22 protein-coding genes are annotated in these 23685 nt (G+C 39.6%); 15 read left to right on the plus strand and 7 right to left on the minus strand.

Annotated features, from left to right (window positions below):
• Window positions 1-20 precede the first annotated feature (20 nt).
• The 3 genes from SHI21_RS12545 to SHI21_RS12555 all read left to right on the plus strand — a co-directional run bounded on the left by SHI21_RS12545 (window position 21) and on the right by SHI21_RS12555 (window position 2380).
• On the plus strand, window positions 21-1190 hold the full coding sequence (locus tag SHI21_RS12545) for a patatin-like phospholipase family protein (RefSeq protein WP_323576937.1): 1170 nt from the start codon (window positions 21-23) through the stop codon (window positions 1188-1190).
• On the plus strand, window positions 1190-1801 hold the full coding sequence (locus SHI21_RS12550) for an inner membrane-spanning protein YciB (RefSeq protein ID WP_323576938.1): 612 nt from the start codon (window positions 1190-1192) through the stop codon (window positions 1799-1801). The genes SHI21_RS12545 and SHI21_RS12550 overlap by 1 nt, the downstream gene beginning before the upstream one ends.
• Before the next feature lie 78 nt (window positions 1802-1879).
• Window positions 1880-2380, plus strand: coding sequence for a hypothetical protein (locus SHI21_RS12555; RefSeq protein ID WP_323576939.1), 501 nt, complete (start codon window positions 1880-1882; stop codon window positions 2378-2380).
• Here the strand turns inward: SHI21_RS12555 and SHI21_RS12560 are convergent.
• Together SHI21_RS12560 and SHI21_RS12565 are read right to left on the minus strand one after the other, a co-directional pair.
• Complete coding sequence (locus SHI21_RS12560) at window positions 2377-2970, minus strand: alpha-ketoglutarate-dependent dioxygenase AlkB family protein (protein ID WP_323576940.1); 594 nt, start codon at window positions 2968-2970, stop codon at window positions 2377-2379. The two genes, SHI21_RS12555 and SHI21_RS12560, sit on opposite strands and share 4 nt — an antisense overlap.
• Window positions 2967-4058, minus strand: coding sequence for a chorismate mutase (locus SHI21_RS12565; RefSeq protein ID WP_323576941.1), 1092 nt, complete (start codon window positions 4056-4058; stop codon window positions 2967-2969). The genes SHI21_RS12560 and SHI21_RS12565 overlap by 4 nt, the downstream gene beginning before the upstream one ends.
• Before the next feature lie 81 nt (window positions 4059-4139).
• Here SHI21_RS12565 and SHI21_RS12570 point away from each other — a divergent pair, with 81 nt between their 5' ends.
• Complete coding sequence (locus tag SHI21_RS12570) at window positions 4140-4796, plus strand: O-methyltransferase (RefSeq protein ID WP_323576942.1); 657 nt, start codon at window positions 4140-4142, stop codon at window positions 4794-4796.
• A gap of 193 nt (window positions 4797-4989) precedes the next feature.
• On the plus strand, window positions 4990-5652 hold the full coding sequence (locus tag SHI21_RS12575) for a transposase (protein ID WP_323576943.1): 663 nt from the start codon (window positions 4990-4992) through the stop codon (window positions 5650-5652).
• A gap of 10 nt (window positions 5653-5662) precedes the next feature.
• On the opposite strand, the gene SHI21_RS12580 is transcribed toward SHI21_RS12575, so the two are convergent.
• Window positions 5663-6607 (minus strand): hypothetical protein, encoded by a 945-nt coding sequence (locus tag SHI21_RS12580; protein ID WP_323576944.1) that lies wholly within the window; start codon window positions 6605-6607, stop codon window positions 5663-5665.
• Window positions 6608-6693: 86 nt separating this feature from the next.
• On the opposite strand from SHI21_RS12580, the gene SHI21_RS12585 reads away from it, so the two are divergent.
• The 4 genes from SHI21_RS12585 to SHI21_RS12600 all read left to right on the plus strand — a co-directional run bounded on the left by SHI21_RS12585 (window position 6694) and on the right by SHI21_RS12600 (window position 10821).
• A complete protein-coding gene (locus SHI21_RS12585; protein ID WP_323576945.1) occupies window positions 6694-7548 on the plus strand; it encodes a LysR family transcriptional regulator in 855 nt (284 codons plus the stop codon).
• A gap of 72 nt (window positions 7549-7620) precedes the next feature.
• Window positions 7621-8352, plus strand: coding sequence for a class I SAM-dependent methyltransferase (locus SHI21_RS12590; RefSeq protein ID WP_323576946.1), 732 nt, complete (start codon window positions 7621-7623; stop codon window positions 8350-8352).
• A gap of 64 nt (window positions 8353-8416) precedes the next feature.
• Complete coding sequence (locus SHI21_RS12595) at window positions 8417-10312, plus strand: potassium transporter Kup (RefSeq protein ID WP_323576947.1); 1896 nt, start codon at window positions 8417-8419, stop codon at window positions 10310-10312.
• Window positions 10313-10326: 14 nt separating this feature from the next.
• Window positions 10327-10821, plus strand: a complete 495-nt coding sequence (locus SHI21_RS12600; RefSeq protein ID WP_323576948.1) for a hypothetical protein — start codon at window positions 10327-10329, stop codon at window positions 10819-10821.
• A gap of 9 nt (window positions 10822-10830) precedes the next feature.
• Here the strand turns inward: SHI21_RS12600 and SHI21_RS12605 are convergent, their stop codons facing one another.
• Both SHI21_RS12605 and pip read right to left on the minus strand, forming a co-directional pair.
• On the minus strand, window positions 10831-11445 hold the full coding sequence (locus SHI21_RS12605; protein WP_323576949.1) for a hypothetical protein: 615 nt from the start codon (window positions 11443-11445) through the stop codon (window positions 10831-10833).
• Between the two features lie 83 nt (window positions 11446-11528).
• The gene (gene pip / locus SHI21_RS12610; RefSeq protein ID WP_323576950.1) at window positions 11529-12470 is read right to left on the minus strand and encodes a prolyl aminopeptidase; all 942 of its coding nucleotides are present in this window, start codon (window positions 12468-12470) and stop codon (window positions 11529-11531) included.
• Window positions 12471-12528: 58 nt separating this feature from the next.
• Here pip and SHI21_RS12615 point away from each other — a divergent pair, with 58 nt between their 5' ends.
• The 5 genes from SHI21_RS12615 to SHI21_RS12635 all read left to right on the plus strand — a co-directional run bounded on the left by SHI21_RS12615 (window position 12529) and on the right by SHI21_RS12635 (window position 18211).
• The gene (locus SHI21_RS12615) at window positions 12529-14811 is read left to right on the plus strand and encodes a DNA polymerase II (protein WP_323576951.1); all 2283 of its coding nucleotides are present in this window, start codon (window positions 12529-12531) and stop codon (window positions 14809-14811) included.
• 21 nt (window positions 14812-14832) lie between these two features.
• Window positions 14833-15768 carry a YihY/virulence factor BrkB family protein gene (locus SHI21_RS12620; RefSeq protein WP_323576952.1) on the plus strand — a complete coding sequence of 312 codons (936 nt, stop codon included), beginning with the start codon at window positions 14833-14835 and terminating at the stop codon, window positions 15766-15768.
• Window positions 15769-15779: 11 nt separating this feature from the next.
• Window positions 15780-16013 (plus strand): YggT family protein, encoded by a 234-nt coding sequence (locus SHI21_RS12625; protein WP_323576953.1) that lies wholly within the window; start codon window positions 15780-15782, stop codon window positions 16011-16013.
• A gap of 114 nt (window positions 16014-16127) precedes the next feature.
• Window positions 16128-17072, plus strand: coding sequence for a hypothetical protein (locus SHI21_RS12630; protein ID WP_323576954.1), 945 nt, complete (start codon window positions 16128-16130; stop codon window positions 17070-17072).
• 56 nt (window positions 17073-17128) lie between these two features.
• Entirely contained in the window at window positions 17129-18211 is a 1083-nt protein-coding gene (locus SHI21_RS12635) for an FtsB family cell division protein (protein WP_323576955.1), read from the plus strand.
• Here SHI21_RS12635 and SHI21_RS12640 read toward each other — a convergent pair.
• Window positions 18171-18686: a DUF192 domain-containing protein gene (locus tag SHI21_RS12640; RefSeq protein ID WP_323576956.1), complete on the minus strand. Its 516-nt coding sequence runs from the start codon at window positions 18684-18686 to the stop codon at window positions 18171-18173. The genes SHI21_RS12635 and SHI21_RS12640 overlap by 41 nt on opposite strands.
• A 56-nt stretch (window positions 18687-18742) precedes the next feature.
• On the opposite strand from SHI21_RS12640, the gene aspS reads away from it, so the two are divergent.
• Complete coding sequence (gene aspS, locus SHI21_RS12645) at window positions 18743-20560, plus strand: aspartate--tRNA ligase (RefSeq protein ID WP_323576957.1); 1818 nt, start codon at window positions 18743-18745, stop codon at window positions 20558-20560.
• Here aspS and SHI21_RS12650 read toward each other — a convergent pair.
• Window positions 20557-23682 carry a response regulator gene (locus SHI21_RS12650; RefSeq protein WP_323576958.1) on the minus strand — a complete coding sequence of 1042 codons (3126 nt, stop codon included), beginning with the start codon at window positions 23680-23682 and terminating at the stop codon, window positions 20557-20559. The genes aspS and SHI21_RS12650 overlap by 4 nt on opposite strands.
• Window positions 23683-23685: the final 3 nt, after the last annotated feature.

Below are 23685 nucleotides of genomic sequence, written 5' to 3' on the forward strand. Positions count from 1 at the left end.
AAGAAGAAAATAATGACTCAATGACATTATCAACTTCTTCTCCTCGATATGGTCTGGTTCTAAGTGGTGGTGGCGCGCGCGCTGCTTATCAGGCAGGTGTGCTTCAAGGGATTTCCGACATCCTTGGCACTGACTGTGGCCCTCAACCTTTTTCCGTGATCACTGGTATTTCAGCAGGGGCAATTAATACTGCCTTCATCGCGGCAGCAACAGACAGCTTCGCTCACCAAACACAAAAATTAATTGAAGTCTGGAATGAACTTGAGCCTGAACATGTTTTGCGAACTGATTTTATGTCGCTGGGAAAACTTGGTGCAGGCTGGATTCGCGATTTAAGTTTTGGTGGAATGCTGGGCAATTCTCAATCGACACATCTTTTGGATTCAACTCCATTAGCGCGTTTATTAGATAAGAGAATTGATTTTAATCAAATTCAGGAAAATATTAAAAATAAAACAATTCATGGTGTCGCTGTCTCAGCAACAAACTATGCTACGGGCACGAGTAATGCTTTTTTTAATTCGCTTGAAGTTGAGAATTGGGCGAGAAGTTCACGCATTGGACTTAAGACTGATCTCAATCTTGATCATATATTAGCTTCATCAGCGATTCCTTTTATTTTTAAACCTGTGCGTATTAATAAAAGTTTTTATGGTGATGGGGGAGTGAGATCTAATACTCCTTTTAGTCCTGCTATTCACTTAGGTGCTGATCGATTAATTGCTATCGGAGTTCGTTATTTTCGTGATGGACTGGAAACGATGGAGCTTAATCAGCAGTTGGAAATGGATTCAATCGCTTTATCTGATATCGTAGGAGTGATGTTCAATTCATTATTTTTAGATGCGATTGAATTTGATTACGAACGCCTGCAAAGAATTAACGAGACAGTTAAACTACTTCATGAAGTGGAATATTTAAGAGGCAAATCTCGCTTGAAAATGATTCCTACACTTCTTATCAGACCGTCTGTGGATTTAGGAGAGCTGGCCGCTGAGCAGTTTGAGCGTTTCCCGCATATGTTAAGATATTTATTAAAAGGTATTGGAGCTTCGAGAGAGCGTGGTGCGGATTTATTAAGTTATATTGCCTTTGATAAGGCCTACACATCAAAGTTGATTGAAATTGGTATCAAAGATACCATGAGTAGAAAAGATGAAATCAGGGCCTTTTTTGAACTGGAGTTATAGTGACCGCGAGTGAAGCCAAACCAAAAAAATCTAATCATTTTTTTCTAATCTCTTTTTTACCCGCCATTTTGTACTGGTATCTTGAATCACAATACCCTGTTAAAACGGCGTTGATTGGCGGGATAGCTTTATCAGTTGCTGAAATTTTATTTGAAAGATTTTATTCAGGTCGCGTTCATCAACTTTCTAAATTCAATTTCTTTTTGATCATTGCTCTTGGTGGATTTTCTTTAATGGAAGAAAATGGAATCTGGTTTAAATTGCAACCTTCACTTTCGTTGTGGGCCGTTGCTGTTTATATGGGATTAAAACTTCGCAGTGGAAAAGGATTTTTCAAAGAGATGATGGAAGAGATGAGACCAGATGCACCAGGGCCGCCAGACTTCATCATGAAGTCGATGGAAAGAAATATGGTCATCATGTTTGGTCTTTATGGCGTCTTGATGGGTGTCTTGGCATTGTGGTTTTCAACATCGATTTGGGTCTTTTTTAAGACCGCTGGGCTTTTTGTTGTTATGGGCATTTTTATGGTGATTCAGATGCTATTAAACAAGAGGGCCATTAAAAGGGTGAAAGAAGAGGCCCAAAAGCTCCCAACTAACGGGATTTAAGGACTTAAACCCTGTTTAATTTTCACACTTCATGTACCTTTTTTCAGATGGCCGCCTCTTTGGTCTACAATGAGGACGATGAAAAAAATCTTGAAAAATTCAATCCTTATTCTGGTGATGCAGTCTCTGTTCATGGGAATTGCTTTTTCATCGGATAGAGTGGATTTGTTATTGGAAGAAGACAGCGCCAATGCACTTGATGCCATTCAAGTAAAATTAGACCAGGTAGAGCAGTTAAGATTAAAACTTCAGATCATCGATTTTCACCTGGCCCAAAAACCAACAGGTGAAAGTGTTTATTTAAAATTCGAAAGAATTGCAGGGGCCGTTGTTCTTTCAGGAATCGTCGCTGGAAGTGCGAGCATTTATTTTCCACCAGGTATGCGTGCGATGATTGCAGCGAATATTACGGTGCGTGGACTTAAGAGTGGAATGGTTGTTTTAAATGAACTGGATGCAAATAAAATTAGGACGGATTTAGTTCTCTTAAGAATGAAACTTCAAGTCTCTGAGTCGTCTTTAAAACGTGAAGCGAATTACTACTGCAAACAAGTCAGCTCTCACAGTCTTTGCGATTAAGACAATATATTCCTGAAAGTTAAATTCACTCGAGGCCCAATCTTCTTGGCCGTCTTAGCGATTTTGTGAACCCAGAAATGTTGTAGTTCTCCTTTCATCACCACTAATGATCCATCAGTGATAGGGAGAGTAAATGTCTTCTTACTCAAATCAAATTTATGTTTTAACTGGAATGATCTTGTTTCGCCAAAACTGAGTGAAGCGATGATGGGATTGGGCCCTAACTCTTTTTCATCATCAGAGTGATAAGACATATGGTCACTGCCATCGCGGTAGTAATTAACAAGCACTGAATTAAATTTGGTATTGAGGTCGGCTTCAAGCTGGAGTTTCAGTTTTAAAAGTACAGGTGTCCACTCGATGGCCACCATCCTGATTCCAGAATAACTATGCACTAAACCTTTTTCTCCATGCCACGCGGTCTGACGAGGGAGTGGATGAGTCTTACCATACATCGTAATGGAGTCTTGTCTCCAGACGAGGCCTTCTAAAATATGTTCGAGAGTTTCGTCGGAGTAATGTTCGAAGTACTGAAGAATACCATCTTCTACAATCAGATCCTCAAAACCTGATGGTAGAAAACTCTTCATTTTTTATTCTTTTCGAAGAGATTCGTTTGAGTTTGAACTGACTGCTCGTGAATTGAATCAAAGATTTCTTTAACGAAGTCCTGGCCTAAACCAAGCTTTTCACCAGCGTCCATTCTTTGTTTCATCAATTGATCAAAACGACCTTTTTGAAGGGCGGTTACGTTTTGCTCGATTTTTGCTTTTGCGATTTTCTCTACAACATCATTGCGAAGTTTAAGAGTATGAAGAAGCTCGTTATCTAAGCGGTCAATTTGGTCACGTAGTTCATTTAACTGATTCGTGTAGGACTTATCTTGAGAACTTTCTTTTTTGATCGCTAAAGACGAAATAATCGATGCTAAGGTTGAAGGAGTGACTTGTTGAGAGGCATCCGACCAAGCTTTATCCGGGTCTGGGTGAGTTTCAATGATCAGACCGTTGTAATCCAAATCCATTGCTTTCTGACATACTTGTTGGATGAGCTCGCGCTTACCAGTGATATGAGAAGGGTCACACAGAAGTGGAAGATCAGGGAACTTTACTTTAAGCTCCATTGGGATTTTCCAAAGCGGATCATTTCTAAATTCTAATTTTTCACCAACAGAGAAACCTCTGTGAATCGCCATTAGTTTTGTAATGCCAGCAAGGTTTAATCTTTCAAGAGCGCCAATCCATAATTGTAAATCAGCATTGATTGGGTTTTTAATCATCACAGGAATATCGACACCTTTTAAAGCGTCAGCGATTTCCTGAACTGAAAATGGGTTAGCGGTCGTGCGAGCACCAATCCATAAAATATCGACACCAGCTTTTAAACAAAGCTCGACGTGTTTTGCTGTTGCGACTTCCGTCGTAACTTTTAATCCTGTTTGTTTTTTAACTTCCATTAACCATGGAAGAGCGATTTCACCCAGACCTTCAAAGTTATTTGGGCGAGTTCTTGGCTTCCAGATTCCTGCGCGGAATACTGAAACTTCTGAAATCTCTTTTAATGCGTGCGCGGTCCTAAGCATCTGCTCTTCTGATTCAGCAGAACAAGGTCCTGCGATCACTAGAGGAGATCCTGGTTTTTGATTGGGAAGCCATGCATTTAATGATTCGATTTTCATAGCTGTACCTTACTCTCTTTTTGGGCTAATGTTAAGTGGCTAAAAGGCCACAGTGAAATAGTTATAACCTAAGGAAAACATATGCAAATTACCGATAAAAAAGTGGAAGAGTATTGCATCTCTAAAAGTAACCTTCCCTCGAAAGATTGTTTAGCTATTGAAGAGTACACACGCGCCAACGTCCATGGGGCAGGAATGCTGATTGGAAAAATGGAAGCTTCTTTCATTGGATTCTTACTAAAATCTATTAAAGCAAAACGCGTTTTAGAGCTTGGGACCTTTACTGGGTACTCAGCTTTAACAATGGCAGAACAGCTTCCAGCTGATGGAGAAGTCATCACTGTGGATATCAATCAAGAGACTGTAGCACTTGCCAAGGACTTTTGGGGGAAATCTGAGCACGGTCACAAAATTAAAAGTGTTTTAGGAAGTGGTCTGGATATCATTCCAACTCTGACTGGAAAGTTTGATTTTGTTTTTATCGATGCGGACAAAAGAAATTATATTGATTACTTAAAACTAACTGTTCCAATGCTTTCGCCTAATGGAATGATCGTTATTGATAACGTTTTATGGGGTGGAGCTGTTCTTCCGGATGTGGTGCTTGATTTAACTCAACACAGAGATAGAAATACAGAGTTCATTCGTTTGGTGAATGATTATGTAGCGGCGTCTGATGATCTTTATGGGACGTTGATGCCGATAAGAGATGGAATGTTTTTAATTCAAAGAAAATAGAATTTATCTTCCTATACTGACCTCTGAGTAACATCAGAGGTTTTTTCATTTCTTCACTTAAACTTTCATTCGTTCAATATTTGAAATAATCCAATCATTTTTTAATCTCTTCATTCCGAAGTCTCTGAGAATTCATTGAGTCATTAGTTAGTTGTTATCTGCCTAAATTGCACTCAGAGGGGCAGGAGCGAATATGAAAAAATTAAGAAAGCACACTCAGTTAAATTTCCTCAATCTAAAACGCGCAGGAAGACCTGCTATTCACGATGTGGGGATTCGACATGTGAGAAGATTTAGATTGAAAAGAGCAAGCTCACTTCATCTCACAATAAAAGTCAGGGAGAATAAGGCAGATATTCAATCAAAGCGGATTTTAAAGGCCCTTCATCATGCGATAAAGAGGGCCAGAATGAAAGGACTGAAAATTGTGCATTATACGTTGGAGTATAATCATGTGCATTTACTGGTGGAGAGTGTGGATAATAAGACACTTCATAAAGGGATGCAGGCCTTTGGGATTACGATTGCTAAGGCGATCAATAAGATTAAGAGGACGAAAGGGACGGTTTATAAAAATCGATATCATTTAAGATTGATAAGTTCTCCTAGGCAATTGAGAAATGTGCTTCATTATATTTTCAATAATGGAGTTAAGCATAAAAGAACAAGTTCGAAGATTGATCTTTTTAACTCGATGATTGCTGAGGCGAAAATTAATGTGCTTTATCCAAAAGAGGCGAAAAAGATTTGGGCAGATGTTCAAAAGAATGAATTTTTGAAGGCCTTTCAAATAGACCTCTTCCGGATTTTAAGTCCCGGAGAGATCTATTTTAAAAGTATAAGTTATATTGTTTAAGGTCATGGACTTATAAATAATAGCACTCACCAGCTCTTGTATAGTGGCATACTTTTTCCTTAACAACGGGCGGGGGAGTTGGAAATTCACATTTACGAGTTCTGCAGAAAGTTGATTTAACTTCGATCTTCTTTGCTGCTGGAAATTCACATAAACGAGTTTTGCAGAAAGTTGATTTAAGTTCGCCTTTCTTTGTTACAGGGAACTCACATAAACGAGTCTTGCAAAAAGTTGCTTGAAGGCCGGCATTCTTCATAACTGGCATTGAAGCGCCCATTACACTGTCTGAGAAGTAAAGAGAGTCAACTTTGAAAGTCGCAAGATCCTGTCCTGGATTACCACAGTTACGACTTGGGCATTTCCCTGGAGGAGTACTGATTGAGTAAGACTCACCAATATTTAATGCGCTTGCATTCAGGTTTTTATATGAAATTGCATAATCAAAGTTATCAGTATCAAGTGTTGTTAGTTTGAAAATTTGATCAATCGCCTTTCCACCGTCAATTAAATGAAGAGCGTATGTATCATTTTTTGTTCCAAAAACTTTATAGCTTTCAATTGTGCTGCCATTAGGTTGAATAAGATCTTCTACGTATTCAATTTTTGGATTCACCAGAGTCACTCCCGACATAATTAAAACGCCATCTTGCTCAAAGTGTCCTGAGTAAACATCCCCAGTTAAATCAAAAGGAGCAGCAATAAATTTTTCCAGGTCAAATGGAGCTGGAACAAATGTTAAGAACGTTGTGTCCTGAAGGTTTACGATTTGATCTTTAACAGCTTTTGATAGATCAAAAGTTAAAACCATCTGCTTATTGTGAACTTTATGGAACATTGGAAGGTGATAAGCGTAAACTTTGTCCTTACCAAAAAGAACCATTCCGTGAGTGGCATCAACGGCCATTGCACTTAGAGAAAAAAGACAAGTAGCAAGTAATGTAATTAGAACTTTCATTTGTAACCCCCTTTGAAAGTAAAGCTAAGGTAAATCAGGAGATTCCAGTTGAATAATTCATAATAATGATTTATATATGAATATAAATGAGTTTACTGCACCCAAATCTAGTAGCATTCATGGCCGTCGTTGAGAGGAAAACTGTTCAAGACGCTGCCAAAAAAATAGGACTCACCCAAACGGGTGTGACCCAGAGAATTCGCTCGCTGGAGAAAGAACTTCAAACCACATTATTTATTCGCTCAAGGACGGGCATGAGGCTTACCACGGAAGGTGAATCTCTTCATCGATACTGCCAAAGTGCCAGTGAGCTGGAAGGCCAGCTGGTGTTTCAATCAACTCAACAGGAAATCAGGTTAACCATCAGCGGGCCTTCAAGTCTGATGCGATCGAGAGTGATTCCGAGTGTGTCCACCATCTTAAAAAAGTATCCATTCCTTCGAGTGCAGTTTGATTTAATGGATCTGCAGTCGGCGATTTATAAATTAAAAAGTGGATCATCTCAGATTGTTTTAGTCAGAAGCGGAGTTGTCTCGCTGGAGATGGATTCGAAAATGATGAAAGCAGAAAAATATCTTTTAGTCGGCCCTGTCGCTTGGAAAAAACGCACGATTAAAGACATCGTCAAAACTGAAACCATTATTGATTTCGATGAAAATGATAACTACACGTTTGAGTTTTTAGAAAAGTTTCATTTGTCTTCTGAAACCAAATCTTCAAGGCATTTTGTCAACAACACGGACGCGCTGGCATCTATGATTTCTCTTGAAGCAGGCTATAGTGTTTTGGCCGAAGATCAGGCCTTAGAATTGATCAAACGCCATGAACTCATTGACTTAATGCCAGGCAAATTCCTGGATCTATCTGATATTTGTTTGGCATGGTATCCCAGACCTGAAATGGCGGGTTATTTTAAAGATATTTTAGCTGCTCTCAAATAGAGTTTCATTGCTAAAATCCACCTCCAGTGGCAAAGTACGCGAACTTTCATTAACAGAAAATAGAGGCCTTTCATGACTGATAAAAAATCAGATTCTACTCCTATAGCTTTAGAAGCTTATGAAAAAATCGCGGAAGGTTTTTCTGAGCGTGCTCCTGCTAAAGCAGAGAATGCTTACATTGAACAACCGGCCATGAGAAATGCAGTTGGGAATGTTCGTGGAATGAAAATTTTTGAAGCAGGTTGTGGACCGGGAATTTTAGCTGAGTACTTAGTGCATGAAGGTGCAAAAGTTGTGGCCTTTGATGTAAGTCCAAAAATGATTGAGCTTGCTAAAAAAAGAGTTCCACAGAATGCGACTTTTTTTGTTGCAGATATGGCAAAACATTTGCCGGTTGATCAAGATGGGCAATTTGATATGGTCGTAGCGTCGCTATCAATTGACTATATTGAAAACTGGGCCATTCCTCTAAGTGAATTTTATCGATTACTAAAACCAAAAGGTAAGTTTATTTTTACCATTCAACATCCCATAGGTTCTTGGAATTGGTACAAACCAACTTCGGCCTTCGGAGTTCAGTATGTTGAAGCTTCGTGGAAGGGTTTTACAGACGAGCCGGTGACAATGCCGGATTATTACCGTTCTTTTTCAGAAGTCATAAACCCCCTCATTACTGCGGGATTTAAAATTTTAAAGATTGAAGACCTCAAGCCTATCGATGCATTAAGAACACTGGATCCATACAAGTTTGGGAAATACTCTAAACTCGCAACATTTATGTGCGTAATTGTTGAAAAGGAATAGCGACAATTTTGGAAACTTCTCCTAGAATGTACGGTAACCAACTTATTACTTATGGAGCCTATTGGTGTCAGCAAAACCTGAGAACGAACAAAGTCAGACGAATCGCTATAAATTTTTATTAGCGCTTTCAGCTTTAGGAGTTGTGTATGGAGACATTGGGACCAGCCCACTGTACGCACTTAAAGAAGCTTTTCATCACGGCCACAATATTGGTTTATCAGAAAACAATGTGTACGGGATCTTATCTCTTATCTTTTGGTCACTGATTATCGTTATCTCAATCAAGTATCTTCGTTACGTTTTAAAAGCAGACAATAAAGGCGAAGGGGGAATCCTTGCTTTAACGGCGCTTGTAACTCCAAGATCAGACAAACATCTTTCAAAAAGAAGAAACCTCATCAGACTTGGTCTTTTCGGTACAGCATTACTTTACGGTGATGGAATGATCACTCCTTCGATTTCCGTTTTATCAGCGGTAGAAGGACTAGAGCTGATCACACCGGTTTTTTCTCCCTACATTATTCCTATTACATGTTTAATCTTAGTCGGATTATTTTCTGTTCAAAAATATGGAACAGAGTTGGTTGGAAAAATCTTCGGACCGTTAACTCTTTTTTGGTTTTTAACTTTAGGTGCACTAGGAATTTATAACATCATCAAAGTTCCAATGGTTCTTGTTTCAATGAACCCTTGGTATGCGTACCAATTTTTTGCAATCAATACATGGGATGGATTTTTCGTTCTCGGTTCAGTATTCCTGGTTGTAACGGGTGGGGAAGCGCTTTACTCGGATCTTGGTCACTTTGGACGTCAGCCGATTCAACGAGCTTGGTTCTTCGTTGTTCTTCCCTGTTTAATTTTAAATTACTTCGGACAAGGGGCGCTGATCACTCACAACCCTCTGGCCGCAAAAAATCCGTTTTTCCTTATGGCGCCTCCGTGGATGTTAACTCCACTGGTAATTCTGGCGACACTTTCAACCGTTATTGCTTCTCAAGCTTTAATCACCGGAGTGTTCTCGATTACGATGCAGGCCGTGCAGCTTGGATACATTCCAAGAGTTTTAATTGAGCACACATCAGCTAAAGAGTTCGGACAAATTTATGTAAAGAGTATGAACAGGATCTTAATGATCGCCTGTATCTTACTGGTTATCTTCTTTAAAACTTCAAGTAACCTTGCTGCCGCTTACGGGATTGCTGTAACGACAACCATGGGCGTAACGACTATTTTATTCTACTTAGTTGCTAGACAAAAATGGAGATGGAGTAAATTTAAGGCCGGAACTATTTGTGGTTTCTTCTTAATCGTCGACTTATCTTTCTGGGGAGCAAACCTGGTAAAAGTTTTAGACGGTGGATGGGTTCCATTAGCGGTTGGGGTTTTAATTTTCGTAATGATGACGACTTGGAAAAAAGGCCGCAAGCTTTTAGGCCAGAGAATCAGAGACGAAGTTATTCCTTTGAGTCTGTTTTTAGATAAGATCGACAGAGAAAAGCCTTTTAGAAATCCAGGGATCGCTATTTATATGGCCAGTGGATTAAAAGACACTCCATACGCTCTAATTCAAAGTTATGAGCACTATAAATCAATTCATCAGCGTTTGATCTTCCTTTCAGTTGTGACGGAAGAAATTCCACAAGTGCCGCAATCAAGACGTGTAGAAGTCAATGATATCGGTCACGGCTGTTACACTGTGTTTATTCACTACGGTTATATGGAAAGACCAAACATTCCTAAAGAACTTGATCAGTTAATGATCGGGGATATTTTACTTAATCCGAATGAAGCGACATACTTTATCGGGAAAGAAAAACTTTTCGCTACAGATAAGCCTGGTATGGCCCTTTGGCGTGAAAAACTATTCGCTTTCCAGACAGCTAACGCTCAGGACGCGACAACTTTCTTCCAGTTACCAAGAAAGCGTGTAATGGAAATTGGGGTTCAGGTCGAATTGTAATTTTTGGAGACTCTATGAAATCTAAGTTAATGATTCTTTCAGTTTTAACATTAGCAGCTTCATGTTCATCAGTAGATTCTATCAATAAGAATCCTGCTTGCGTGGTGTGGAAAGATCAAAAATACTTAGGGCCATATTCAACTGAAGTGACGGAATCAAAAGCAGCATGGAGTGGATCTTGTAGAGGAGCTCACTGGAAGTGCCGCACTGTCGATGTCTCGTTTGATGAAAATAAAAATGTTTTACTGAACGGTGAGACAACGATCGGCAAGATTGAAGATGTGAACTTTAGTTACTCATTAAAAAAAGAAACGGCCGATCAGAAGCCGTTGATCACTTATACAGCACTTCGCGCTTATCCAACGCTTAAAGAAGTACGCGCATCTGTAACAGGTGCTGATGTATCAGAAGAGGCGATTTATCACTATAATGACAAATGCTCGACTGAGCAGGCGATCATTGGTGGAATTGCTCTTGGAATGATTGCAGAAATTCAAAAAGAAAAATAAGAAATTTTATTAAATAGCATCGTAAGTAAGCTCGATTTCTTTATCGACGCCGCCTACCTTGATAATTTCCAACGTACATTTTGCATCTACACAGGGAAGAATAAACTTACCATTTTCGTTTTTGATTTGCTCCCAGTTATTTCTAACCAGTGCTTTTCTTAACGGATAAATTTCTGCCAACTGCTCTCTATCAGATTGGAAAGCAGACATGATAGTTGAGGCCTGGCGGAAAGCATGGTGAGGCAGCGCTGCTTGAATTCTTTTAGGGGTCATATTGATCACGATAATCTTGTGCGTGCAATTCGACATAATGTAACGGATTTCTGTTCCACTGCCAGTAACTACACCTTGTTTGATGGTTTGTTTATTAAGGTCTTTTTCAAGTGGGGTCATAGATCTAAAGCGTTTTTTATCCTGGATAAAAAGGCCTTTATTGTTAGTGAAGTTTTGTGTGCAGCCATTTTCTTTTACTTGAAGTGCTGGTGCAGCTGTTTCTTCTACTGTGGAAACAGACATGACTGGTGCCGATTTCGGAGGATTATTTAAATCTACTGCGGGAATTTTCTCTTGAGAAAAAGAATTTAGTGACGACGTTAAAAGAAATATTGCAGTTAATGTTTTCATAAAATCCTCTAGTCTTTAAAGCTAATCCCGCTCTCGTAGATTATTGTATCATGGTCCTGGTCATTGAGAAAATGTCCTCAGATTTACGCCCACTTATCAGTGTATTCAATCAGCTTACTTGTAATCCCTTTCTCAGAAAGAGAGTGGCCAGCATCAGCGATTAAATGCAGTTCTGCTTCAGGGAAAGCGCGGTGAAGTGCCCATGCACTATCGGCAGGACAAACGACATCGTAACGACCTTGAACAATGACAGTCGGGATATGACGGATTTTATCAACGTTATTGATAAGCCAGTTATCTTCTGTGAAAAATCCTTTATTCGTAAAGTAGTGGCATTCAATACGTGCAAAAGCATCAGCGAAGTCATCTTCACCAAATCTTGCAGCGAAATCTGAATCAGGAATCAGTTTTGAGGTTGATCCTTCCCATACTGACCATGCGTGTGCGGCTTCTTTTCTCACACTTGCTTCAGGACTTGTTAAACGTTTATAAAACGCCTGCACGAAATCGTGACGTTCGTTTTCAGGGATTGGCTTAACATACGACTCCCAAGCATCAGGATAAATTCTTGAGCAGCCTTCCTGGTAAAACCAGTCGATTTCTTTTTTTCTTAGAAGAAAGATTCCACGAAGGAAAAGTTCCGTACAAACAGAAGGGTGAGTGATCGAGTAGGCAAGAGCAAGAGTTGACCCCCATGAACCACCAAACACTGACCATTTTTCAATTTTTAAGTGATTGCGAATTTTTTCTGTATCGGCAACCAGATCCCAAGTTGTATTGTCTTTTAGTTCAGCAAATGGAGTGCTCTTTCCACATCCTCTTTGATCAAATAAAACGATTCTCCATTTTTTTGGATCGAAATATCTGCGCATGCTATCTGTGATCCCACCACCTGGTCCACCGTGAAGAAAAACGACTGGTTTTCCATTGGGATTTCCTGCTTCTTCAAAATAAATATTGTGCAGGTCTGAGACTTTTAAAAAGCCTGTATTGTAGGGTTTTAGTTCAGGGTACATTTCCAACATTATCTACCTCTTTCGTATTTTCTTTTATTTCAAAATTGATAGGGGTATTCTAGCCCAGATGCAAACACAAATCGAAGCATTTATTTTTAAAGGAACTAGTTTTGATTATGATAATCGAACGGTTATCAAGCTTTACGGCCAGTCGAATCAAGGATCTTTTCTTGTCACGATTAATCAATTTCAGAATTATTTTTTTGTTGAGAGTAAACAACCTACATCGTTTAAGAGTTTAGATGGTTATTGGGTTGAAAAAGTGGTGTGCAATACTCAGGAAGATTTAAAAAATAAATGCCAGAATTTTGTCTCTCAAGGACTTCGTACATTTGAATCAGACATCAAGGCACTTGAACGTTACTTGATGGATAACAATATTTTTGCTCAAATTAATATCTCGGGTAACGGGGTGATGAAAGATGGGCTTTTAACTTTTGAAAATCCCAAAATCACTCCAGGAAATTATTATCCCGATTATAAAATCATGTCATTTGATATTGAGACGGGAAAAGATGGAAGACTTCTGTCTCTTGCTTATAGTTTCAGGTCAAAAGCTTTAAACGAAGATCACACTGTCGTTTTAGGTCAGGGGATAGATACTCCTGATGTAAAATTCTCGATGAAAGAACAAGGTCTGCTGGATTTTTTCCAGTCAGCGGTTAAAAGATTAGATCCGGATATTTTCACCGGATGGAATGTCATCGGTTTTGACTTTCATTTTTTAGATAGAAAATCCAAAGAATTAAAATTTCCGATTGCCTTGGGAAGAAATAATCGTGCGCTTGATATGTTTCAAAGTGCGCGAGGTGAATGGCATGTAAGGCTTGAAGGTCGAGTTGTCATTGATGGCCCTTGGGCCATGAAGATGAACTTCTTTAGTTTTGAGAGTTTTAAACTCAATCATGTCGCGAAAGAGCTTTTGGGTTCAGGAAAAGATATTGATGAGGATGAGTCATTTGATAAGTGGGGAGAGATCGAAAGACGCTTCCGCGAAGATAAGATGGCCCTTGCCCGCTATAATGTGATGGATGCAACTTTAGTTTTAGATATTTTTGAAAAAACTAAATTGATAGATCTGCTTTTAACCAGGTCTTTTATTTCAGGAATGCTGATTGAGAGAGTAGGCGGATCGACGGCATCGTTTGATCACTTTTACTTGCCATCACTTCATGAGGCAGGAGTTGTTGCTCCGAACGTTGAAGATATTGGATGGGTGAGACAAGCTAAAGGTGGATTTGTTTTAAATCCAAAAGTCGGAATTCATCCCAATGTTTTAGTGATGGATTTTAAGAGTCTTTATCCCACAGTGATTCAGACTTTTTTAATTGATCCCCTTTCAAGACTTCAGCGCGATGTGAATCCGCTTACAACTCCAGTTGGAATAAAGTTTTCGAGAACCAATCATATCTTGCCAGGGAAAATTGCCGAACTTCTGGACCGTCGAAGTGAAGCGAAAAAATTAAAAAATACCAACCTGTCTCAAGCTGTAAAAATTCTTATGAATAGTTTTTACGGAGTGATGGGATCGAGTGGATGCCGCTTTTATCAGGAAGATCTTCCTGATGGAATTACGGGAAGTGGGCAGTGGATTTTAAAGACTGTCATCGAATACTTGGAGCAAAGAGGCTTTGCTGTTTTATACGGTGATACCGATTCACTTTTTGTTCAGCTTCCGACCATTGAAGATTATGACGGTCAGGCAAAAATTCTGGTGAACGAAGTTAATATCTTTCTGACAGATAAACTAAAAACAGATTTTGATGTCGAATCAAAACTTGAAATTCAATACGACAAATTTTTTCAAACTCTCATTTTGACTTCTGCTCGTGGAAATGAGGAAGGGGCCAAAAAGCGTTATGCAGGGCTCGCGATAAAAAATGTTGATGGCAAAAAAGTCGAAGAGATGGTTTTAACGGGAATGGAGTATGTCAGGTCAGACTGGTCACTTCTCGCCCGCAATTTTCAGTATGAACTCATCAGAAGAGTTTTTTACGGAGAAGATGTTCAGGAATATATCGATGAGACACTTAAAAAACTCGAGAAAAAAGAGTTGGATGACCAATTGGTTCTGAGTAAGCGTTTGAGCAAACCACTTGATGAGTATATTAAAAATGTTCCACCTCACGCCCGTGCGGCCAAACTTCTTTATGACCAATTGGGGATTTTGAAGAAAAGACCACAATACGTGATGACGTTAAGAGGAGCGATTCCCATCGAGCTTCCTCATGCTGATGTTGACTACGATTATTACCTCGACCGCCAGCTGGCCCCCATTGCCGATAGTATCCTCGGTTTATTTGGGAAAAGTTTTGAAGAAATGCGCGGTCCGCAGCTTTCACTTTTTTAATCTTTCAGTTAGCATAGAGAGATGAAATTATTCCATGATGTGGTCCGTAACTCTAAAGACGGTGCAAGAAATTTGTACAAGGGCGCTTTATTGTTTCACGACAAAAAAGGTACGACACTAGCGTCTTCAGCGACATTTTATGCGCTTATCACTGTCGTTCCATTTTTACTTTTGATCGTCAGAGGGATCGGGTACTTTTTAGGGAATGTGAACCAGACTCAGAAATACCTTTTTATCTTAGCTGGAAAATTTTTTCCGGAAGTCGCACCACAACTTTTAATTACTCTTCAGGGAATGATCAAGGGGCCGCTATTTGCTGGAACTCAATTTACCATTTTAAACTTTTTTGTTTTAGCCGTATCGGCCATTACTTTTTTAAATTCGATCTGGATGGGGATTTACTTTATTACGGAAGATAAAAGTATTCTTTCATGGTGGAGGATTTCAAAAGGGTTCGTGATTATCGGGATTACCCTGATCATGGTCCTGGTACTGTTTTTACTTCCACCACTAATTATCTATGTCGTGAAGTTCATCCAGACGAATGTTATTACTCAATTCTTCTATGAGAACTTTGATTTCCTAAGGCCGGTTTTAACTTTTATTAAGAAGATTAATTTAAGAAAATCATACTGGTTAAAATCAAATTTTCTGCACGTGAGCATCTTGATTATTTATTTTACAGTTTTATACCGCTGGCTGTTTTCGTGGAAGATTCTACTCAAAGAAGCTTTCGTTGCGGCCCTGGCATTTTCGATGTCGGTCTTTGTCGGTAAATCACTTTTTTGGATCTATATCTATTACGTACGTACTGGTCTGATGAGAAATTATGGTGACCTGTATACGTCGGTAGTAGGGGTTATTTGGCTTTTCTATTTAATGTGTTTTTTCTTCTATGGTGCGTGTGTATGTCATGTATACCGCGAAAGAAGAGAAATTGCGGCCCGTAAGTATTAAGCGAGATTTCAATGATTAGATTTTTACTTAAGTTTTACACCATTCTACTTACGATCGATGCGATCCTGAGTTTCTTCCCGCAAACTAACAAGTTTGCGTGGAGATTTAAACTTAAGAAAATTTGCGATTACACTTGTGATCCAGTCAGAAGATTTTTACCTTCCGGATTGGCCTTCGATTTTTCTCCAATCATTGTGATTTTTTCGATCTATATTTTTATCGAAGTTTTTTCATACCTCTGGTAAATTTATTAAAATACTTTGCTGCACTTAAATTTGATGAGATAAATTCTTGTCAATAGAGTCATTTTAATTTTACAATTATTACTGAGATTAAACTTCTCCTTTCATAGGATATGAATGGACCAGAACGACCTTAGCCTAGATTTATTACTTCAAGAGACGTTGGCACTGACTGAGTACCTACGCGCGAGCACTCCTCCTATCAAAGCGGCCGAAACACCTGTTCAAACTTCGTTTTTACCAACGGAAGATGACACTGATTATTTATTCGACCTTGCTGATAGCATGATTCAAGACGAAGTTGCCTCTGAGATTCCCGAGCAGGCTACTCATGAGGAAAATATTGCTCCTCCGACCTATGTCTCTTTATTCCCCGAAACTCCTGGGGTGATTTATAAAATCCACAATGGGCCGAGTACATTTTGTGTCCGTGGATACACTACACTAAACATTAAAGAAGCATTCTTCGATCTAAACGATGCTGATTCGACTAAAAGACCAATCTTGAAATTGAGTCATGACGACGATTTTTCATCTGTTCTCTTCTTTGAAACAGATACATTTGAACTTGCTGAAGCGGTGAGAGAGCAGATCATAAACCGTCGTTTCCCTCATCAGGAAGACGCTGTTTGCAATATCAGTGACCCTGGTTTTAGCTGGTGGATGGACGAAAGTTCATTGAGCGAAAACGGAATTAAGCAGGGGAGATTTGAAATTTTCTTTAAATCTCATGGAATCAACCGCGCGGATAAATACATCCAGCTTGGTCCTATCGGAGATGGAAGTGTGGCCGCACTTCGTATGAATCAGGCCAAAACTCTTCTTCGTAGTTCATTTCCTATCAGCGAATTTTCTTGTGATGACAAAAGCATCACGGTCGCTTCTCAAAAGCCTGACCATTTAGGTTTCATATCTTTTAAGAATATTTTCTTAGAAGGAATCAATCATACGACTATGGAAAATTTCCCCGACAACTCAATGGGGAGAACTCTTTTTTATTATTTTCACGAACTGGCAATTGTTCGCAAATTTTGGATTGAAGTCAAAACCAAGCTCGGGTAAAATAAGTTAAAACAACAGGATTTTGTTTTTCTTATCTTTAACGACAGGATGTTGCCTTGGAATTTTCATTTGATCGTTCTAGAGATTCTGGTGCCAGAAGGCCCGACTCTCAGACACAATCTCAGCCTCAAAATAATTCACAGCAATCTGCAGGGCCAAGACCTGGTCCGGATTTAAATACAGCTGATCCTTCTACAATTGCGAATGAAAGACTTCGTAAAGCTATTGAAAGAAATCGCTCAAAACAAGCTGAACGAGAGGCGGGGAGGCCACCGCAAGCGCAGTCGTTTGCTCAACCTCAGCAGCAACAAGCAGCTCCGCAAGCAGAACAACAACAACAAGGTTCATTCTTTTCTCAATCGTCACATTTGTCTCAAGACGACCAAGCTCATATTGCTCAACAAGAAGCTTTACGTGAAGCTCACAGACAAGCAAATATGGAAGCGATGAGAGCGAGAGAGGCTCAGAAACAAGCTGAGTACGCAGCATACGCACAACATGCTCAACAAGCAGCGAATACTGAAAGAGAAGAGCACAGAGAGCAGATGAGACAGGAAGCAAAACAACAAGCTCCTCAGTTGCCACCTGAAGCTCCAAAAGCAGCAGAGACTCAATCTCCAAGAGCAAGACTAAGAGCACGTATGGCCGGAGCAGCGAAAGTTGCTGAAGCAAACGGTACGATGAATGATCATGTGGACACGACACCAATGCCTTCAAAAGGAACGAGTGTTGTGAGCCGTAGATCAGTAGCAAAACCTGACGATACAGAATTTGTTCCAGTAAAGCGCACTCCGAAAAAAGTCGCTTCTCAAATAAGTTACACAACGACATCGACAAGAAAAAAACAAAAGTCGATGGATCCAAAGTATGTGAACTGGTTAGTTAAAGGGTCATGGATCTTTTGTGGTCTAATGGTTTTAAGATTAATCTTCGCTACAGGTGGAGTGACGGATTTCTACTCTCAAAAGGGTGCCGTTGCAGACAGATTAGCTGAACTAAGTGATATCAAGAAAGAGAACATGCAATTAGTTCGCGAGATCGAACGCATGCGCTCGGATTCAGGTTTCCAGAAGAAACTTGTTCGCGATAACTTAGGCTTTATTGCAGCTGACGAGTTTTTAGTACTATTTCCGAAATAGGCGTCGGGCTAATCCATTTTAATTTATCACCAACTTTTAATTTTTTAGAAAAAGGTGCGTTTGCTTTTGTTTCCAGAACAAACTGCGCCTTATAAGTCTTAGTGCGAAAAATCACCGGCGGCTCGGCCATTCCAGGGTGGAAAGGAACATTTTTTTCAATTCCCACAATTTTCAGGTCAGTGTCGAGAAAGATAATATCTAAATTAAAATAAGTGTCTGGCATCCAAAAACGGCGATCACCCATACCATCGTTCACGAAAAGCATTGATTGTGTGTCGGGAAAGTCAGAAGGCCTGATTCCACTTAACCCACGCGAGTGCTCCATGCGAGAGAGTGCAAGACGGACATTCACTTTTTCTGAGCTCGGGTTACTCATTTGGTACGAGACATTTGCCCACGCCATCATAGGAAGAACAGCAGTGATCACCGCGATATTCTTAATGAGTTTTGAGGCCTTTTGATATATATTTGTCATTAGCATTCCTGGGAATAGTTTCCAGTGAATTGTCTCTAAAACGCAGGGAGATTGCAATGGCCACGAACACAGTTATCCAAGGACTCATGAGAACTCATCACAATGGAGAGTTACGAGATTCGGATATCGGTAAGAGCGTTGTCCTTTGCGGATGGGTTAATAAGTATAGAAACTTAGGCTCGCTTCATTTTATCGACCTTAGAGATAAGCACGGGATCACTCAATTAGGTTTCGTTAATTTCAAAGGCAACATCGACGACTTAAAAAAATGCTCACTTGAATCTGTCATCATGGCAAAGGGGACTGTTGTGTCTCGTCCACCTGAAGCACAAAATGGTCAGATGGAAACAGGAATGGTTGAAGTGCAGGTTGAAGAGTTAACTCTTCTATCTCGTTGTGACATCGACTCAATTCCATTTCTTCCATTTGGTTCAGTTGAAGCAACAGAAGATTTAAGACTTAAATACAGATACCTTGATTTAAGAACGAAAAAACTTCAGGACATTTTAAAACTGAGATCAAAAACGATGAACACTGTTCGTCAGCTTTTATCTTCAGAAGATTTCGTTGAAGTTGAAACTCCGATTCTTTATAAGTCGACTCCGGAAGGAGCGCGTGACTATATTGTTCCATCACGTGTTCACCCTGGGCAAGTTTACGCTCTTCCACAATCGCCACAAACGCTTAAGCAGCTTTTAATGATTGGTGGAACAGATAAGTATTTCCAAATCTGCCGTTGTTTCCGTGATGAAGATTTACGTGCAGACAGACAGCCGGAATTCTCTCAAGTGGATATTGAAGTTTCATTTGCGACTCAAGAGTATATGAAAAACCTTGTTGAGAAGATTCTTAAGGCCGTATTTAATAAGCCAGAAGATTTTAAACTTCCAATGATGAAGTATGTAGATGCTATGAACACATACGGATGCGATAAACCAGACTTACGTTTTGGTTTAAAACAAATGATCGTCACAGATGTCTTCAAAGGATCTGAGTTCGCGACATTTGCTAGTGTTGGTGACAACGGTGGAATTATTAAAGCGATGTTCGTGCCGGAAGCCTATGGGCAGTTCACTCGTAAAGATACAGATGGATTCGTTGAAATCGTAAAACCTTACGGTGGAAAAGGAGTCGCGTTCTACAAACTTTCAAAAGGTGAGAGAACAACTGGTATTTCTAAATTCATCACACCAGAAATCGAAGCTAAGCTTTTTGAGAAATCGGAAGAAAAAGGTGACGGAACTTGGTTATTCTTCGCGGATAACAACCACAACGTTGCTCACGCAAGTGCAGATGCACTTCGTAGAAACCTTGGACAAAAACTTAACTTAATCGGAAAAGAAGATGCCTTCCTATGGTTATATGACTTCCCACTTCTTGAATGGAGTGAAGGAGACAATGGAGCTGGCGGAAGATATACAGCTGCTCACCATCCTTTCACAATGCCATCACGTGAAAAAATGGACATCTTCATGAACTCTGATCATACAGATCCAAACGGACCTCTAAGAACTCTGACTGCAGAAGCTTACGACGTTGTTTGTAATGGTTATGAAATCGGTGGTGGATCAGTAAGAATTTTCGACAACTCTGTTCAAGATAGAATGTTTAAAGTTTTAGGATTTACTCCAGAAGAAACAAAAGCGCAGTTTGGTTTCTTTATTGAAGCACTAAAATACGGAGTTCCTCCACACGCAGGACTTGCTTTTGGTCTTGATAGATTGATTATGATTCTAACTGGAACAGATTCAATCAGAGACGTTATTGCTTTCCCTAAAACAGCTTCAGCGAGTGATCTAATGTCACAAGCTCCGTCACGCCCAAATGATGCTCAATTAAAAGAGCTTCATTTCAACTGGACGACAAAAGCTTAAAGTAAAAAAGCGTTAATCGAATCAACAATACTTCGAGAGTTGTACGGCTTCTTCAGGTAGCCGTCAGCTTTCAAGTTTTTCACTTTGCCTGAGATATCATCAGAGCCCGAAGCGATAACAACTTTAAACTGATCTCTGTCAGTGCGATTGTTAAGAATCGGAATCAAGTCAGACCCCGACATTTTAGGAAGGAATAAATCCACCAGAATTAACTCTGGAGTGCTGTTTGTTTTCAAATGTTCGATGAGCTCTTCACCAGTTTCCATAAAATGCACATTGAATTTTTGATTGCGCAGGATCGCTTCAAGCAGATCTCTTAAGTCAGGATCATCTTCAACGATGGCCACTTCTTTGTTTGTTACGATGGTCTCTACTGTTGTGAGTTTTTTAATTGTCTGGATCAGCTCATTTGTATTGATAGGTTTTGGTAAAAATCCTGAGAAACCAAAATTAAGTGCTCGCATTCTTTCTTCTTTCATCGCATGGGCAGTTAGAGCGATAATTGGAAGTGTCTTACCTTTCTGTCTGATTTGTTTTGTCACTTCATAGCCATTCATCACTGGCATCTGAATATCCATCAGGATGATATCAAACTGATTCACCAGGGCCTGATTAATCCCTTCATAGGGATCGCTGATGGTTGTGACGTGAGCACCGACATCAGAGAGAAGGACGTTAATTAAAGTCAGGTTATCTTCCAGGTCATCAATGACCAGGATTTTTAAATTATGTAAGGCCATTTTGTCGGCGAAGATTTCGGCAGGTTTATAAAAGTGAGACTTTGCTTCTGTAAAGAATTTGGTTTCACTTGAAACATCAACTTTAACTGTAGCGATGAAGGTACTTCCTACGCCGACCTGGCTTTGTTGAAGGTAAAATTCACCAGACATTTCTTCACATAGTCTCTTGGTTAAAATTAAACCAAGCCCTGTTCCACCATACTTTCTAGTTGTCGAAACATCCGCTTGCGTGAAGGCCTGGAAGAGTTGTGAAGCTTGTTGTTCAGAAATACCAACACCAGTATCGATGATGGCAAAACGAAGTCTGGAATTCATGTAGCTCACCTGGAGTGTCACAGTTCCTTTAAGAGTGAACTTAATGGCATTTCCAATAGCATTCATCAGGATTTGCTTAATTCTGGTCGGGTCACAGTTCATGACTTCTGGAAGCTCCGTCATGGTCTGCATATGAAAGCGGATCCCGTTTTCCTGGGCCCTGAATTCCATTAAAGAAGAAACGTCAGCTAAGAGTTCGGTTAAATTGAAATCGATTTTTTCAATCATCAATTTACCAGCTTCAACTTTTGAAAGATCGAGAATGTCATCGATGATTCTAAGGAGCTGCTCAGAGTTTCTCTCGGCAATAGAAATGTATTTATTTAAATCAATCATATCCAGGTTAGGGTTTCTCATTAGATTTAAAAATCCCATGATTGATCCCAATGGAGTTCTAATTTCATGACTCATGTTCGCCAGAAAAGCACTCTTGGCATTGTTGGCACTTTCTGCGAGGTTTTTAGAAGACTTAACTTCATCAACAACTGATTCAAGTTTTTGAGAAATTGTTTTTTGTTCATGAATGTCAGTGTGAGTTCCAATCCACTTACAAATTTTTCCATTGCTATCAAGAGTAGGAAGAGCTCTCGCTAAGAACCAGCGGTATTGCCCATCTTTACCTTTAAGTCTCATTTCTGTTTGATAAGGAACACCTGTCATTAAAGAATTTACCCAGACTTTTGTTACACGATCCAGGTCTTCAGGATGGTGAAGATGACTCCATTTCCATCCCATCGATTCTTTAGAAGCAGTTCCAGTGTAATTTTCCCATCTCTCATTGAAGTAGGTGACATCTCCATTCGGAGCGGCAGTAAAAATAATTTGTGGCATAACTTCAGTGAGTGCTCTGAATTCAGTTTCACTTTCCTGGATTTGTTTTCTGGCATTTACTTTTTCGGTGACATTTGTTGCGAAAATATAAATCCCATAGGGAAGTCCGTCGGAAGTATTCATTCGCTTATAGGTAATGTCGACATATTGAAGAAGAGAGTGGGGTCCATCATTCGACAGAATACTTTTCATCTCCTTTACGGAATAAGTAATTCCAGTATTGAAAACTTCTTTCATTTTTTCTAAAAGCTCAGGGCGATTGAGGAATTCAGGAATCGCACTGGCAAGAGGTCTTCCAAGTAATTCGCGATGGTGAAAAATAGTAGAAAACTCTGTGTTCACTCTTTCAAAGATAAAATTGGGACCTTTTAAAATGGCCATCGCCGCAGGGGCACCGTGAAAAAGTGTTTCAAACTTTTGTCTCTCCATTTCTACTGTGATGTGAGCAGTTGAAAGTTCCTGAGACAAAGTCATTTGCTCTTCAGTATTCGTACATGTCCCATACCAGCGAGTGATTAACCCATTTTTATCAAAGTCAGCACGCGCTCTGGTTAAATGCCAGTGGTATTGGCCATCAACTCTTTTGATTCGAAACTCAGTTTCAAAAGGTGCACCACTCTCAATTGATACTCTCCATAACAATTGAGTTCTTTCTAAATCTTCAGGATGAATATAGTGAAGCCACTTTCCTGGACTCATTTCACCTGTGAACTCTTCCCATCTTGAATTGGTATAATAAAGATTTCCGTTATGATCGGCCTTCCATACAATCTGAGGCATGCTATTCGCTAGTTTTTTCATGCGATCAAAATTTTCCTGAACAATTTTATTTGCTACAACCTTATCTGTGACATCAATCGAAACCTGCATCACGCTGGTAACGATTTTGTGTAAGTCCAGGATGGGTTGAAAAGTAATATCGAAGTAGCTTGTCTTGGTTGCACCACTTGGAAGAGAGATGAGCATCGGCATTTCTTTGCCGTTAAAAATTTTTCCTGTTTTATAAACGTTATTTAAAATGTCGAAGAATTTTTGATCTGCAAATTCAGGGATAACATCAATAGCATCTCGGCCAATATAATCTCTGGCACCCATGAATGATTTGTATTGTTCATTCACCATCACAAACGTATGCGCCGGCCCTGAAAAAATGCAAATCCCTACTGGCGTTTTATCGAAGTAGTGTATGAGACTATCTCGCTCGTCTTGAATGTCCTGATCATAATGAATATTCATCAG

Origin of the sequence: Bacteriovorax sp. PP10 (assembly GCF_035013165.1) — a bacterium.
GTDB lineage: Bacteria > Bdellovibrionota > Bacteriovoracia > Bacteriovoracales > Bacteriovoracaceae > Bacteriovorax > Bacteriovorax antarcticus.

What these genes read in the sequence shown, in the direction of transcription:
- SHI21_RS12600 (WP_323576948.1), top strand. Translation starts at nt 10,327, where the DNA reads ATGAAATCTAAGTTAATGATTCTTTCAGTTTTAACATTAGCAGCTTCA.
- SHI21_RS12570 (WP_323576942.1), top strand. Translation starts at nt 4,140, where the DNA reads ATGCAAATTACCGATAAAAAAGTGGAAGAGTATTGCATCTCTAAAAGT.
- SHI21_RS12640 (WP_323576956.1), bottom strand. Translation starts at nt 18,686, where the DNA reads ATGACAAATATATATCAAAAGGCCTCAAAACTCATTAAGAATATCGCG.
- aspS (WP_323576957.1), top strand. Translation starts at nt 18,743, where the DNA reads ATGGCCACGAACACAGTTATCCAAGGACTCATGAGAACTCATCACAAT.
- SHI21_RS12545 (WP_323576937.1), top strand. Translation starts at nt 21, where the DNA reads ATGACATTATCAACTTCTTCTCCTCGATATGGTCTGGTTCTAAGTGGT.
- SHI21_RS12630 (WP_323576954.1), top strand. Translation starts at nt 16,128, where the DNA reads ATGGACCAGAACGACCTTAGCCTAGATTTATTACTTCAAGAGACGTTG.
- SHI21_RS12650 (WP_323576958.1), bottom strand. Translation starts at nt 23,682, where the DNA reads ATGAATATTCATTATGATCAGGACATTCAAGACGAGCGAGATAGTCTC.
- SHI21_RS12625 (WP_323576953.1), top strand. Translation starts at nt 15,780, where the DNA reads ATGATTAGATTTTTACTTAAGTTTTACACCATTCTACTTACGATCGAT.
- SHI21_RS12615 (WP_323576951.1), top strand. Translation starts at nt 12,529, where the DNA reads ATGCAAACACAAATCGAAGCATTTATTTTTAAAGGAACTAGTTTTGAT.
- SHI21_RS12620 (WP_323576952.1), top strand. Translation starts at nt 14,833, where the DNA reads ATGAAATTATTCCATGATGTGGTCCGTAACTCTAAAGACGGTGCAAGA.
- SHI21_RS12555 (WP_323576939.1), top strand. Translation starts at nt 1,880, where the DNA reads ATGAAAAAAATCTTGAAAAATTCAATCCTTATTCTGGTGATGCAGTCT.
- SHI21_RS12565 (WP_323576941.1), bottom strand. Translation starts at nt 4,058, where the DNA reads ATGAAAATCGAATCATTAAATGCATGGCTTCCCAATCAAAAACCAGGA.
- SHI21_RS12575 (WP_323576943.1), top strand. Translation starts at nt 4,990, where the DNA reads ATGAAAAAATTAAGAAAGCACACTCAGTTAAATTTCCTCAATCTAAAA.
- SHI21_RS12560 (WP_323576940.1), bottom strand. Translation starts at nt 2,970, where the DNA reads ATGAAGAGTTTTCTACCATCAGGTTTTGAGGATCTGATTGTAGAAGAT.
- pip (WP_323576950.1), bottom strand. Translation starts at nt 12,470, where the DNA reads ATGTTGGAAATGTACCCTGAACTAAAACCCTACAATACAGGCTTTTTA.
- SHI21_RS12580 (WP_323576944.1), bottom strand. Translation starts at nt 6,607, where the DNA reads ATGAAAGTTCTAATTACATTACTTGCTACTTGTCTTTTTTCTCTAAGT.
- SHI21_RS12590 (WP_323576946.1), top strand. Translation starts at nt 7,621, where the DNA reads ATGACTGATAAAAAATCAGATTCTACTCCTATAGCTTTAGAAGCTTAT.
- SHI21_RS12585 (WP_323576945.1), top strand. Translation starts at nt 6,694, where the DNA reads ATGAGTTTACTGCACCCAAATCTAGTAGCATTCATGGCCGTCGTTGAG.
- SHI21_RS12605 (WP_323576949.1), bottom strand. Translation starts at nt 11,445, where the DNA reads ATGAAAACATTAACTGCAATATTTCTTTTAACGTCGTCACTAAATTCT.